This window comes from Mariniluteicoccus flavus, assembly GCF_054776655.1.
In genome coordinates this window covers 251,391-264,118 of record NZ_BAAHBN010000002.1, presented here as the reverse complement: position 1 = coordinate 264,118, position 12,728 = coordinate 251,391, and the positions used below count along the sequence as shown (strand labels likewise).

Annotated in this window: 13 protein-coding genes; 6 read left to right on the top strand and 7 right to left on the bottom strand. The window is 69.3% G+C overall.

Annotated features, from left to right (window positions below):
• Nucleotides 1–54: 54 nt before the first annotated feature.
• The 3 genes from ACYVAG_RS05250 to ACYVAG_RS05240 all read right to left on the bottom strand — a co-directional run bounded on the left by ACYVAG_RS05250 (nucleotide 55) and on the right by ACYVAG_RS05240 (nucleotide 2,420).
• The gene (locus ACYVAG_RS05250; RefSeq protein ID WP_460767498.1) at nucleotides 55–618 is read right to left on the bottom strand and encodes an antibiotic biosynthesis monooxygenase; all 564 of its coding nucleotides are present in this window, start codon (nucleotides 616–618) and stop codon (nucleotides 55–57) included.
• A 10-nt stretch (nucleotides 619–628) separates the two neighbouring features.
• Nucleotides 629–2,026 carry a glycine--tRNA ligase gene (locus ACYVAG_RS05245; protein ID WP_460767495.1) on the bottom strand — a complete coding sequence of 466 codons (1,398 nt, stop codon included), beginning with the start codon at nucleotides 2,024–2,026 and terminating at the stop codon, nucleotides 629–631.
• Nucleotides 2,027–2,111: 85 nt separating this feature from the next.
• The gene (locus ACYVAG_RS05240; protein ID WP_460767493.1) at nucleotides 2,112–2,420 is read right to left on the bottom strand and encodes an antibiotic biosynthesis monooxygenase family protein; all 309 of its coding nucleotides are present in this window, start codon (nucleotides 2,418–2,420) and stop codon (nucleotides 2,112–2,114) included.
• Between the two features lie 87 nt (nucleotides 2,421–2,507).
• Between ACYVAG_RS05240 and ACYVAG_RS05235 the strand changes: the two genes are divergently transcribed.
• The 4 genes from ACYVAG_RS05235 to ACYVAG_RS05220 are packed head-to-tail and all read left to right on the top strand — an operon-like array spanning nucleotide 2,508 to nucleotide 5,516.
• Entirely contained in the window at nucleotides 2,508–3,452 is a 945-nt protein-coding gene (locus ACYVAG_RS05235) for a metal ABC transporter substrate-binding protein (protein ID WP_460767490.1), read from the top strand.
• Nucleotides 3,449–4,231, top strand: a complete 783-nt coding sequence (locus ACYVAG_RS05230) for a metal ABC transporter ATP-binding protein (protein ID WP_460767487.1) — start codon at nucleotides 3,449–3,451, stop codon at nucleotides 4,229–4,231. Before ACYVAG_RS05235 ends, ACYVAG_RS05230 begins: the two co-directional genes overlap by 4 nt.
• On the top strand, nucleotides 4,228–5,112 hold the full coding sequence (locus ACYVAG_RS05225; protein WP_460767484.1) for a metal ABC transporter permease: 885 nt from the start codon (nucleotides 4,228–4,230) through the stop codon (nucleotides 5,110–5,112). The genes ACYVAG_RS05230 and ACYVAG_RS05225 overlap by 4 nt, the downstream gene beginning before the upstream one ends.
• Nucleotides 5,109–5,516: a Fur family transcriptional regulator gene (locus ACYVAG_RS05220; protein WP_460767481.1), complete on the top strand. Its 408-nt coding sequence runs from the start codon at nucleotides 5,109–5,111 to the stop codon at nucleotides 5,514–5,516. Before ACYVAG_RS05225 ends, ACYVAG_RS05220 begins: the two co-directional genes overlap by 4 nt.
• A 1-nt stretch (nucleotide 5,517) precedes the next feature.
• Here ACYVAG_RS05220 and recO read toward each other — a convergent pair whose 3' ends face one another.
• A complete protein-coding gene (gene recO, locus ACYVAG_RS05215; RefSeq protein WP_460767478.1) occupies nucleotides 5,518–6,258 on the bottom strand; it encodes a DNA repair protein RecO in 741 nt (246 codons plus the stop codon).
• Between the two features lie 180 nt (nucleotides 6,259–6,438).
• Nucleotides 6,439–7,416 carry a PQQ-dependent sugar dehydrogenase gene (locus ACYVAG_RS05210; protein WP_460767476.1) on the bottom strand — a complete coding sequence of 326 codons (978 nt, stop codon included), beginning with the start codon at nucleotides 7,414–7,416 and terminating at the stop codon, nucleotides 6,439–6,441.
• Between the two features lie 215 nt (nucleotides 7,417–7,631).
• Between ACYVAG_RS05210 and ACYVAG_RS05205 the strand changes: the two genes are divergently transcribed.
• Nucleotides 7,632–8,438, top strand: coding sequence for an isoprenyl transferase (locus tag ACYVAG_RS05205; protein WP_460767473.1), 807 nt, complete (start codon nucleotides 7,632–7,634; stop codon nucleotides 8,436–8,438).
• A gap of 68 nt (nucleotides 8,439–8,506) precedes the next feature.
• Nucleotides 8,507–10,048 (top strand): amino acid permease, encoded by a 1,542-nt coding sequence (locus ACYVAG_RS05200; protein ID WP_460767470.1) that lies wholly within the window; start codon nucleotides 8,507–8,509, stop codon nucleotides 10,046–10,048.
• A gap of 16 nt (nucleotides 10,049–10,064) precedes the next feature.
• Here ACYVAG_RS05200 and ACYVAG_RS05195 read toward each other — a convergent pair whose 3' ends face one another.
• Nucleotides 10,065–10,532, bottom strand: a complete 468-nt coding sequence (locus ACYVAG_RS05195; protein ID WP_460767467.1) for a DUF1707 domain-containing protein — start codon at nucleotides 10,530–10,532, stop codon at nucleotides 10,065–10,067.
• A 376-nt stretch (nucleotides 10,533–10,908) separates the two neighbouring features.
• Nucleotides 10,909–12,663: a 2-isopropylmalate synthase gene (gene leuA, locus ACYVAG_RS05190; protein ID WP_460767464.1), complete on the bottom strand. Its 1,755-nt coding sequence runs from the start codon at nucleotides 12,661–12,663 to the stop codon at nucleotides 10,909–10,911.
• Between the last annotated feature and the right edge of the window lie 65 nt (nucleotides 12,664–12,728).

Below are 12,728 nucleotides of genomic sequence, written 5' to 3'. Positions count from 1 at the left end.
TGAGAGTGGTGCACCGTGCCGTGAGTACGCGGCACCGTGCAAACTCCTGATGGTTCAGCCCCGCCGCCGCGTCCCGTGCAGCCACGGTGCCAGCAGCCGCGTCGACAGCGGCAGCAGCGCGTACGTCATGGCGGGCGTCATGATGCAGATCGACAGGAACACCCGCGCCCAGATCGGCCACGCCGGCACGAGCCAGGCCAGCAGATAGTTCATCACCATCGACAGCGGCAGGAACGGGAGGAAGATCGACACCGACTGCTTCCACCGCGGGGGTGGCGGCGTCATGCGCTGTTGGACCTCGACCGACGACGGCTCGTCGAACCAGCCCTCGATCCCGGTGCGGTGCTCGCGGTGGGCGTCCTCGATGTACGGCCCCGCCATCTCCAACCAGTGGCGCCGCTGGTCGGAGTTCTCCCACCCCGCCAGCGATTCCGCGTCGGCGAAGCGATAGACCATGTGCCACTGCGTCGACTCCGGCCGGGAGCGCATCCACCCCGAGCCCAGATAGCCCGGGAAGGCGCGCGCCAGCTCCTGGCCGGCGCGCGCCCACGCGTTCGCGTACTCCGAGCGATCCAGCGGCACCTCGCGCCGGATCGAGACCGTGATGGGCTCCCCCACGGTCGTCAGGTCAGCAGCCGATCAGGCGCGCGGCGAGATAGCCCTCGACCTGGTCGAGAGCGACGCGCTCCTGGCCCATGGTGTCGCGGTCGCGGATCGTCACGGCCTGGTCCTCGAGCGTGTCGAAGTCGACGGTGATGCAGAACGGCGTACCGATCTCGTCCTGGCGGCGGTAGCGGCGGCCGATGGCCTGGGCGTCGTCGAAGTCGACGTTCCAGTTCTTCCGCAGCTGGGCGGCGAGGTCCTTGGCCTTCGGCGACAGCTGCTCGTTGCGCGACAGCGGCAGCACGGCGGCCTTGACCGGCGCGAGGCGACGGTCGAGCTTGAGGACCGTACGCGTGTCGGTGCCGCCCTTGGCGTTGGGCGCCTCCTCCTCGGCGTACGCGTCCACCATGAACGCCATCAGCGAGCGGGTGAGGCCGGCCGCGGGCTCGATGACGTACGGCGTCCAGCGCTCGTTGGCCTGCTGGTCGAAATACTGCAGCTGCTTCTCCTTGCCGGAGTGCTCGCCGTGGGTCTTCAGGTCGAAGTCGGTGCGGTTGGCGATGCCTTCCAGCTCGCCCCATTCCGAACCCTGGAACTGGAAGCGGTATTCGATGTCGACGGTGCGCTTCGAATAGTGCGACAGCTTCTCCTGCGGGTGCTCGTAATGGCGCAGGTTGTCGCGGGCGATGCCGAGGTCGGTGTACCAGTCTGTGCGGGCGTCGATCCAGTACTGGTGCCACTCCTCGTCGGTGCCGGGCGCGACGAAGAACTCCATCTCCATCTGCTCGAACTCGCGGGTGCGGAAGATGAAGTTGCCGGGGGTGATCTCGTTGCGGAACGACTTGCCGATCTGGCCGATGCCGAACGGCGGCTTCATGCGGGCCGACGTCATGACGTTGGCGAAGTTCACGAAGATGCCCTGGGCGGTCTCGGGACGCAGGTAGTGCAGGCCCGACTCGTCCTCGACCGGGCCGAGGTAGGTCTTCAGCAGGCCGTTGAACTGGCGCGGCTCGCTCCACTGCTCCTTGGCGCCGCAGTTGGCGCAGGCGATGAGGTTCAGGTCGACCGAGTCGGGGTCGGGGATGCCCTTCTTCTCCGCGTACTCCTCCTGCAGGTGGTCCTCGCGGAAGCGCTTGTGGCACGACTTGCACTCGACGAGCGGGTCGACGAACGCCTTGATGTGTCCCGACGCCTCCCACACCTTCGGCGGCAGGATGACCGACGAGTCGAGGCCGACGATGTCGTCGCGCGAGGTCACCATCGTGCGCCACCACTGGCGCTTGATGTTCTCCTTCAGCTCGACGCCGTAGGGCCCGTAGTCCCACGCCGAACGCGTGCCTCCATAGATCTCGCCGCACGGGAAGACGAACCCGCGCTCCTTGCAGAGGTTGATGACTTTGTCGAGCCTGCTGGTGGGTGCCATGGTGGCCTCTCCTCATGATCACGGCCGTACGCCGGGGCGCCGGCCCACGGGCACCCGGCTGGCGCCCGCGTGGTCAGCGAGAAGGCTATCGGACGCGCGGCAGGTTCTCGCCCACGTGTTCAGGGGCGTCGTACGCCGAGGGCTCGTCGATCGAGCGCGACAGGAACGGCACGAGCGTCATCTTCGACTCGAACCCGCCCAGCGCGCGGCGGTAGGCCCCCACGTGGTCCCACCGTGTCACCAGCGCCCAGAGGTCGGGCTCGTCGAGGTTCTGCACGAGGTCGACCGACTGGAGACCGGCCTTCGTCCGCAGCAGCGCGACCGCGGGCTCGGCGGCGGCGTGGAACGCGAGGCCGTCGGCGTCGGTGACGCGGAAGCGGTTGACGACGATCATGGGCCGACCCTAGCGCTCTGGTCCGAGCGTCTCCTACCCCCTGTAAATGAACTTGACTTTCATCTACACGTCGCGTGGAATGGATCCATGCGACAGATCCCGCGCGCGCTCGGCGCTCTCCTCACCGTTCCGGCACTCCTCCTCGCCGCCGGTTGTGGGGGCACTCAGGGGGCCGCGACCCAGCCTGGTCAGCTCACGGTCGTGGCGGCGTTCTATCCCCTGCAGTACGCGTCCGAGCGCGTGGCGGGGTCTGCCGCGAAGGTCGAGAGCCTCACCCAGCCAGGCGCCGAGGCCCACGACCTCGAGCTCACGCCCAAGCAGATCGCGTCGCTGTCCAGCGCCGACGTCGTCGTCTACCAGAAGGGCTTCCAGCCGGCCGTCGACAAGGCCATCGAGCAGGCGAAGCCCAAGAAGGTTGTCGACGTCGCGTCGGTGGTCACGTTCACCACGACCGAGGCCCAGGACGAGGGCCACGGCACCGCGGGCCATGACCACGACCACTCCAAGGACGCGAGCGACCCCCACACGTGGCTCGACCCCCAGAACATGGTCGCGATCACCAGGGCCGTCAACGAGGCGCTCGCCACCGCGAAGCCCGACCAGAAGGACGCCTTCGCGACCAACGCCGCGGCGACCACGCGCGAGCTGACCGAGCTCGACACCGCCTTCACGAGCGGGCTGAAGACCTGCAAGCGCAAGGAGTTCATCACCTCCCATGCGGCGTTCGGCTATCTGGCCAAGCGCTACGGCCTGGAGCAGATCGGCATCCGTGGGGTCAGCCCCGACGAGGAGCCGTCGCCCACCCGCATCGCCCAGGTCCACCAGCTCGCCACCGAGCACAACGTGACGACGATCTTCTACGAGACCCTCGTCTCCCCCGCCGTCGCCGAGTCGGTGGCGCGGGACCTCAAACTGAAGACCGACGTGCTCGACCCCCTCGAGGGCATCACCGACAAGTCGCGCGGGAAGAACTATGTTGAGGTCATGAAGTCCAACCTCACCGCGCTGCGGGCGGCCAACGAGTGCGCGTGAGCGAACTCCCCACCACTTCCGCAACCGCCCCCGCCGCTGCGCTCACCGATGTCTGCGTGAGCCTCGGCGGGGCGTTCGTGCTGTCGGGCGTCTCGGTGCAGGTCGGCCGGGGCGAGGCCGTCGCCCTGATGGGCGCCAACGGCTCCGGCAAGTCGACCCTGATCCGCGCGCTGCTCGGCCTGGTGCCGAGCCGCGGTGACATCTCCCTGTTCGGCACCCCGCGTACGCGGTTCCGCGACTGGTCGCGGATCGGCTATGTCCCCCAGCGCTCCTCGGGTTCGCTGGCCATCGCGACCGTACGCGAGGTCGTCGCGTCCGGTCGGCTGCCCACGCGTACGCCGCTGTTCCCCGCGTCCGCCGCTGACCGGCGGGCGATCGACGCCGCCCTCGACCGGGTCGGCCTCGCCGGCCGGGGCCGCGACGAGATGCCGAACCTGTCGGGCGGCCAGCAGCAGCGCGTGCTCATCGCGCGCGCGCTGGCCGGCTCACCCGACCTGATGATCCTCGACGAGCCGATGGCCGGCGTCGATCTCACCACCCAGGACCAGCTCACCGACGTCATGCGCGGGCTCAAGGACGACGGCATGGCGATGCTCGTCGTGCTCCACGAGCTGGGCCCGTTGAGCGCGCTGATGGACCGCGCGATCGTGCTGCGCGACGGCCAGGTCGTCCACGACGGACCGCCGCCGGTCCACCACGAGGACGGTCACGAGCACGTCGAGGAACCGCGCCGCCGGGCCCTGCTCGACGGCGCCGTCGACGGGAGGCACTCGGCGTGATCGAGCTCTGGAGCTTCCCCTTCATGCAGCGCGCGTTGATCACCGCGCTCCTCACCGGCCTGATGGCGCCGGCCATCGGCACCTACATCGTGCAGCGCCGGCTGTCGCTGCTCGGTGACGGCCTCGGTCACGTCGCCATCGCCGGCGTCGGCCTCGCGCTGATGACCGGCAGCGCGCCGATCCCCGTCGCCGTCGCGACCACGGTCGCCGGCGCGGTCGTGGTCGAGCTCCTGCGCCAGCAGGGGAAGGCGACCGGCGACGTCGGGCTCGCGATCCTGTTCTACGGCGGGCTCGCCTCCGGCGTCCTCATGGCGGGCGTCGCCGGCCAGGGCGCCGGGGCACTGGCGCAATACCTGTTCGGCTCGCTCACCACGGTGACCCCGACCGACGTCTGGCTCGTCGTCGCGCTGGCGGTGGTGGTCCTGGTGCCCTGCATCGGCCTCGCGCCCCAGCTGTTCGCGATCTGCGCCGACGAGGAGTACGCCCGGGTCCTGGGCCTGCGCGTCCGCGCGTACAACCTGCTCGTCGTGGTGCTCGCCGCCGTCACCGTGACCATCGCGATGCGGACCGTCGGGCTGCTGCTGGTCAGCGCATTGATGGTGATCCCCGTCGCCGCCGCGAACAACGTCGTCAAGGGGTTCACCGCCTCCCTGTTCGCCGCCATGGCGATCGGCGCCGTCGTCGCCGTCGTGGGGGCCGGCGGCTCGTTCTATGCGGACGCCGCACCCGGTGCGATGATCGTCGTCATCGCCATCGGCGTGTTCGTGCTCTCGTGGCCCATCACGCTGCTGCGCGACCGTCGCCGCGCGGCGCTGTTGCACGCCGGCCATCCCCACGCCTCATCGCAACACACAGACTCGATCGAAGGGAGCCGACCGTGACCGGGCTCAACCTCCGCGGCGGCCAACCGCCCCAGCGCCGCACCCGCCAGCGCACGGCCGTGGCCGCCATCATGGCCGAGACGAACGACTTCCGCACCGCGCAGCAGATCCACGACCTGCTACGCGCCAAGGGCGACCAGATCGGCCTGACGACCGTCTATCGGACGCTGCAGACCATGGTCGACTCGGGCGAGGTCGACGTCATCCGCACCGAGACCGAGGCCGCGTACCGGCGCTGCGCGACCGACGAGCACCACCACCACCTGGTGTGCCGCTCGTGCGGCCACACCGTCGAGATCTCGGGCCCGACCGTCGAGAAGTGGGCGGCGAAGATCGCCGACGAGAACGGGTTCCGCGACGTCGGCCACGAGCTTGAGATCTTCGGCACCTGCAAAAACTGCTGAATCAGCGCTCGAGGTGGGCGAGCGACCGCAGCCCGCGGTCGAGGTGCCACGTCGTGAACGCCGACACCATGCCCGACGCCTCGCCGAGCACGGCGGTTTCGACGCCCGCCGTGGCCGGCCAGTCGCCGGTGAGCAGGGCCGTCAACAGGTCGAGCGTCTCGGGTCGCGGCATCACCGATCCGGTGGGACGGCACGTCGAGCAGACCACCCCTCCGGCCGCCGGGTTGAACCAGCGATGGGGCCCCTCGACGCCGCACTTGGCGCAGTCGGTGAACGTGGGGGCGTACCCCGCCGTGGCGAGGGAGCGCAGCAGGTAGGAGTCCAGGATCATGGTCGCCGGGCGCGGCCCGTCGGCGGTCCCCTCGTTGAGCACGCGCAGCGCGCCGACCAGGAGTCGGTATTGCTGCACCGCCGGCTCGTTCTCCTCCACCACCAGCCGGTCGGCGGTCTCCAGCATCACCTGGCCGGCGGTGTAGAGCGCGAAGTCGTGGGCCAGGGGTTCGCCGTAGGCGTGCAGCGACTCGACCTGCGCGACGATCTCGAGGCTGCGGCCCGACGCGAGCTGGATGTCGACGTGGCTGAAGGGTTCCAGCCGAGCGCCGAACTTGGACGAGGTGCGGCGTACGCCCCGGGCCGCCGCGCGGAGCTTGCCGTGGCGGTGCGAGAGCAGGGTGATGATGCGGTCCGCCTCACCCAGCTTGTGGGTGCGCAGGACCACCGCCTGATCGCGATAGGTGGGCACCGAACGATTGTGCCCCACCCAAGCCCGGTTTCCCCGTTGGCTGAGCGAGCGCGCCCCCTCCCCGTTGGCTGAGCGAGCGCCAGCGAGTCGAAGCCCCCTACGACCGCGCCCCTCCCCGTTGGCTGAGCGAGCGCGCCCCCTCCCCGTTGGCTGAGCGAGCGCCAGCGAGTCGAAGCCCCCCTACCCCGCCGGGATCGCCAGGATCCTGTCGTCCCCCGGCCGCGGCGACCCGCGGAACGTGTTGCTCGTGACGATCCAGATCCGGCCATCGGGCGCGGCCACCACGTCGCGGATGCGGCCGTGGTCCGACTCGACCGGGCGGCTCGCCCCGCTTGCCAGCTCGACACGCCAGACCCGCTCCCCCCTCAACGCCGCGACGTACGCGACGTCGCCGACGATCGCGACCCCGCTCGGTGACGCCTCGTCGGTCGTCCATTGGACGAGCGGATTCGCGTACGCCGGGTCACTCCCGCGGCCCTCGACCCGCGGCCACCCATAGTTCGCCCCCGGCCTGATCTCGTTGAGCTCGTCATAGGTGTTCTGGCCGAATTCGGTGGCGTACAAGGTGTTCCCGCGCCACGCCAGGCCCTGCACGTTGCGGTGGCCCAGGCTGAACACCCTGCTGTTGAAGGGATTGCCGGGTGCCGGGGCGCCGTCGGCGGTCACGCGGAGGATCTTCCCGGCAAGGTCGTCGCGGTTCTGCGCGGCGTCCCGCTCGCCCGCATCCCCCGTGGCGACGTAGAGGAATCCGTCGGGGCCGAAGGCGATGCGGCCGCCGTTGTGGAAGCTGGACTTCGCGATTCCCTCCACGATCACGCGATCGGGCACGAGGCGATCGGCCTCCAGCCTCAGGCGGACGACGCGGTTGTCGGTGGACGACGTGTGGTGGACGAACACGAAGCGGTCGCTCGCGAACGTCGGCGACACGGCGATTCCGTGCAGCCCGCCCTCGCCCTGGGCGACGACGCCGGGGACGGTGCCGACGTCCGAGGTGCGGCCGTTGGCGATGCGCACCACGCGCCCGTCGTTGCGCAGCGTGACGAGCGCCGATCCGTCGGGCAGGAACCCGACACTCCACGGGACGCGCAGGTCACGCGCGACCTCGTCGCGGGTCGTGGGCGCGGGGGCGGGGGCAGGCCCCGGCGTCGACGGGCTCACGGAGCCCTGTGCCGAGGGCGATCCCGAGGACGGGGCCGAGGAGCTCGCCGGTGCCGTCGACGAGGATCCCCGCGCAGACGTGGGGGGCGACACGGGTTGGCCTGCCCCGCCCGAGCACGCGGTCAGGGACACCGCCAGCGCGGCGGCGGCGAGGGAAAGTCGGGACGCATCCATGACCCAGTCTCTCAACCCGGCCGCCGGGCTAGGCTGGCGGGGTGAGTCCCAAGCGTCCTGCAGCCCGCCCACCGAAGCGTGGTCCGATCCCCCACCCCAGCGGCGCGCGGCCGCCGCAGATCCCGGCCGAGGTCATGCCCCAGCACGTCGCGATCGTCATGGACGGCAATGGCCGCTGGGCGAAGGAGCGTGGTCTGAAGCGCACCGAGGGGCACGCCCGCGGCGAGGACGCCCTGTTCGACGTCATCGAGGGCGCGATCGAGATCGGCGTCAAATACCTGTCCGCGTACGCCTTCTCCACCGAGAACTGGAAGCGCTCCCCCGACGAGGTGCGCTGGCTGATGGGGTTCAACCGCGACGTCATCCACCGCCGGCGCGACCAGCTCGACGCCATGGGCGTACGCATCCGCTGGGCCGGCCGCCGTCCCCGCCTGTGGGGGTCGGTCATCCGCGAGCTCGAGGAGGCCGAGGAGCAGTCGAAGGACAACGACGTGCTGACGCTGCAGTTCTGCGTGAACTACGGCGGCCGTGCCGAGATCGTCGATGCCGTACGCGAGGTCGGCCGACTCGCAGCCGAGGGCCGGCTGGACCCGTCACGGCTCACCGAGGAGCGGTTCCGGCATTTCCTCGACGAGCCGGAGATCCCCGACGTCGACCTGTTCCTCCGCAGCTCGGGTGAGCAGCGCACGTCGAACTTCCTGCTGTGGCAGTCCGCGTACGCCGAGATGGTCTTCCTCGACACCCTGTGGCCCGACTTCGACCGACGCGACCTGTGGCGGGCCATCGAGACGTACGCGCGGCGCGACCGCCGGTTCGGCGGAGCGCTGCCGAACGACGTGTCTGGCTGAGAGATTTTCTCAGCAGACACCGCGGTGGAGATGTCGACACGGCCCCTGCGGCTCACTAGCGTGACGGCATGACAATCACCCCACCTCGCTCCGGGGATTCGTCCGACAGCTCGGGATCGGTCCTGCGCAAGAAGGACGTCGAGACGGTCATCCACCAGAACGACGACGACCCCACCAGCGAGAGCGAGGGCGGCGCCAAGCTGAAGAAGCGGCTCGGCGCCCTCGACCTCATGGGCGTCGGCATCGGCATGGTCATCGGCACCGGAATCTTCACCCTCACAGGCGTTCAGGCGAAGTTCAACGCGGGGCCGGCCATCGTCATCGCATTCCTGATCGCGGGGGTCGTCAGCCTCTTGGCCGCGCTCTGCTATTCCGAGTTGGCCTCGTCGGTGCCGACGGCGGGCAGCGCGTACACCTATGCGTACACGACCATGGGCGAGATCTTCGCCTGGATCATCGCGTGGGACCTCGTGCTGGAGTTTGCGTTGGGCGCAGCCGTCGTGGCGCGCGGCTGGTCGGGATATCTCGGCTCGATGTTCAACCTGCCCGAGCAGTTCTTCGGTGAGAAGTCGGTGGTGAACCTCGGCGCCGTCGCGATCGTGCTGGTCCTCGGCGCCGTCGCCGCGCTCGGCATCAAGGAGTCCCGCATGGTCACCAACACCCTCGTGGTGATCAAGGTCGCCGTCTGCGTCTTCGTCATCGGGCTCGGCGCGTTCTTCGTGAAGGCGGCGAACTGGACGCCGTTCGTCCCGCCGTCGGCGCCGGTCGACCCGAGCCAGAGCAAGGGCGGCCTCAAGGAACCGCTGTGGCAGTTCATCACCCAGGCCGACCCGACCGCGTTCGGCATCTCTGGCATCCTGTTGGCGACCGCCGTGGTCTTCTTCGCCTACAGCGGTTTCGAGGTGGTCGCCAACATGGGCGAGGAGTCGAAGAACCCGGCGAAGGACATGCCCAAGGGCATCATCGGCACGCTGGCGATCTGCACGCTGCTCTACATGGGCGTCTGCCTGATCGTGACCGGCATGGTCCACTACACCAAACTCGAGGAGGGCGCCCCCATCGCCGAGGCGTTCAAGGCCGTCGGCCTCGGCTGGGCCGGCATCCTGATCTCGATCGCAGCGCTCGCGGGGCTGACCTCGGTCATCCTCATCGACATCATCGCCATGGGTCGCATCGTCTTTGCGATGTGCCGCGACGGCCTGCTGCCGGCCAAACTCGGCCGCGTCAGTCCGAAGACGAACACCCCGGTGCTCGTCACGTGGATCACGACGGGCGCGGTCGCGCTGCTCGCCGCCTTCGTGCCCCTGAAGGACCTGGCCGACATGGTGTCGATCGGCACGCTCTTCGCGTTCCTGATCGTGTCGATCGCCGTGATCGTGCTGCGCCGCACGAAGCCCGACATGGATCGCCCGTTCCGCGTCCCCCTCTCGCCGTTCATCCCCGCGCTCTCTGCGCTGGCGTGCGCGGGACTGATGGTGAGCCTGGGCGTCGACACGTGGATCCGCTTCATCATCTGGATGGCTCTCGGCCTGATCGTCTATGTGGTCTACGGCCGCCGCCACTCCCATCTGGGCCGAGGCGAGTCGGCCTCGACGAGCCAGATGCACTGAAACGCGCACGCAGCCGTTACCGGCGCACCGCAGCCCCCGGGCACGCGGTGCGCCGGTTCTGCTTCCTGCGCAGGTATTCCGCGGGCAGCCGATGGGCCAGCACCCCGGTGGTGACGACCCCGATCCCCCACCCCATGATGGGCCACACGGGCCAGAAGTAGCGTGCTCCCGTCATCACCCAGATGAGCACGAACACCACAGCCATGACGGCCCAGGGCAACAGGCCGGTGGAGAACCAGAGCGCCTTGGCACGCCGAGCGAGGTCATCGCCCGACGGTGCCTGCTCCAGCCGCATGTTCGGGGCGGGCAGATCCCGACGCAGCTCGTCGAGCTCGCCCTGCGTGCGTGCGCCCAGGGCAGAGGTCACGCGCTCGTCGAGCTCGTCGCGGGTCAGCCTCCCGGCAGCGAAGTGGTCGCCGAGCTCGTTCACCAGGTCGGACCGCTCGCGGTCGCCGACCCGCACTTGGATAGCAGAAGTCTCCATAACTGGATAGTACGCCTACCCAGTTCGTGGATCAAGACTCCCCCACCTCGCGCAACTCGTGCACACCGCCCGACATGTTGGGTCGACACGCCGAGGGGAACACCCAACTCGTGCACACGCGACGCCAGGCGTACGCGGGTCGCCTTCGCGCGGCCGTACGCAGAGCCGCGTACCCGAGTCGTCCGCACGGCCGCAGCGGTCGTACGCAGAGCCGCGTACCGACCACGGCGTACGCGCCGCCACACCTCCCGCGGCTCGGTCGCGTGTGCACGAGTTGCGTGATTGGCCCGGCGTGTCGTCCCAACTTGTGCAGCGGTGTGCACGAGTTGGGGACGACGGGGCATCGCGAGGCCGATCGCGTCGCGGCAGGACGCCGTCAGACCGCCCGGTTCACCGCTCCCACCACGGCCTTCAGGGAGGCCGTCACGATGTTCGCGTCGATGCCGACGCCCCAGACCACGCGGGCGTCCTCGCCCTCGCCGACCTCGCACTCGACGTACGCCGCCGCCTTCGCGTCGCCGCCGGTCGCCAGGGCGTGCTCGGTGTAGTCGAGGACGCGTACGCGGTGGCCGATCGACCCGAGCGCGTCGACGAACGCCGACACCGGACCGTTGCCCTCGCCATGGACGGTCTTCTCGGTGCCGTTGACGCGCACCACGGCGTCCACCGCATCCTGCTCGCCGTCGGAGCTCGTCGACTTCACCTTCACGAACTCCAGCGGGCCGGTCGCCTTGAGATATTCGTTGTCGAACGCCTCCCAGATCTTCACCGACGGCACCTCTCCACCCTCGGAATCGCTGTGGGCCTGGACGATGCGGGCGAACTCGATCTGCAGGCGGCGCGGCAGGTCCATCCGGTGCTCGGACTTCATGATGTAGGCCATGCCGCCCTTGCCCGACTGGGAGTTCACGCGGATGACGGCCTCATAGGTGCGGCCGACGTCCTTCGGGTCGATCGGCAGATAGGGGGCCTCCCAGGCGATCTGCGACGGCTGGACGCCCTCATCCTTCGCCTTCTGCTCCAGCGCCTCCAGCCCCTTCTTGATGGCGTCCTGGTGGGAGCCGGAGAAGGCGGTGTACACGAGGTCGCCCGCGTACGGGTGGCGGGGGTGGACAGGCAGGTTGGTGCAGTATTCGACCGTACGCCGGATCTCGTCGATGTCGGAGAAGTCGATCTGGGGGTCGATGCCCTGGCTGAACAGGTTCATGCCGAGGGTGACCAGGCAGACATTGCCGGTCCGCTCCCCGTGGCCGAACAGGCACCCCTCCACACGATCGGCGCCGGCCATCAGCGCCAGCTCGGTCGCCGCCACCGCGGTGCCACGGTCGTTGTGGGGGTGCAGCGACACCGCGACGTTCTCGCGGTTGCGCACGTTGCGAATGAAATATTCGATCTGGTCCGCGTACGTGTTCGGCGTCGACATCTCGACGGTCGCCGGCAGGTTCAGGATGATCTCGCGGCCCTCGCCCGGCTGCCACACGTCCATGACCGCGTTGCAGACCTCGATCGCATAGTCGGTCGGGGTCTGGGTGAAGATCTCGGGCGAATACTGATAGCCGAACTCGGTGTCCCGCAGGAACTGCTCCGCATATTTCATGACCATCTCGGTGCCGCGCGTGGCCAGCGCGATGCACTCGGCCTCGTCCATCTTGAACACGACGCGGCGGAACAGCTCGGCCGTGGCGTTGTAGAGGTGGATGTTGGCGCGGTGGGCGCCCTCCAGCGACTGGGCCGTGCGCTCGATCAGGTCCTCACGCGCCTGCGTCAGGACCGAGATCGTCACGTCCTCGGGGATCGCGTCATCGGTGATCAGCTGGCGTACGAAGTCGAAGTCGGTCTGGGACGCCGAGGGGAACCCGACCTCGATCTCCTTGTAACCCATCGCCACGAGCATCTCGAACATGCGCCGTTTGCGCGCGGGCGTCATGGGGTCGATCAGCGCCTGGTTGCCGTCGCGCAGGTCGGTGGACAGCCAGCGCGGGGCGTGGGTGATCTTGTTGGTCGGCCACGTGCGGTCGGGCACGTCGACGGGCTGGAAGGCGGTGTAGCGCCCGAAGGGCATGGGGCTGGGCTGCTGGACGGGACGCGGCTGGGTCCTCGTGCCGAACGTGGTGGTGAAGTCGGTGGTCATTGCGGTCTCCTCGATCGGGGGGCGTCAGTTGCGCCGGAACCGGGCGGGCACCACGAACTCCGCAG

What these genes read in the sequence shown, in the direction of transcription:
- ACYVAG_RS05245 (WP_460767495.1), bottom strand. Translation starts at nt 2,026, where the DNA reads ATGGCACCCACCAGCAGGCTCGACAAAGTCATCAACCTCTGCAAGGAG.
- ACYVAG_RS05235 (WP_460767490.1), top strand. Translation starts at nt 2,508, where the DNA reads ATGCGACAGATCCCGCGCGCGCTCGGCGCTCTCCTCACCGTTCCGGCA.
- leuA (WP_460767464.1), bottom strand. Translation starts at nt 12,663, where the DNA reads ATGACCACCGACTTCACCACCACGTTCGGCACGAGGACCCAGCCGCGT.
- ACYVAG_RS05200 (WP_460767470.1), top strand. Translation starts at nt 8,507, where the DNA reads ATGACAATCACCCCACCTCGCTCCGGGGATTCGTCCGACAGCTCGGGA.
- ACYVAG_RS05240 (WP_460767493.1), bottom strand. Translation starts at nt 2,420, where the DNA reads ATGATCGTCGTCAACCGCTTCCGCGTCACCGACGCCGACGGCCTCGCG.
- ACYVAG_RS05195 (WP_460767467.1), bottom strand. Translation starts at nt 10,532, where the DNA reads ATGGAGACTTCTGCTATCCAAGTGCGGGTCGGCGACCGCGAGCGGTCC.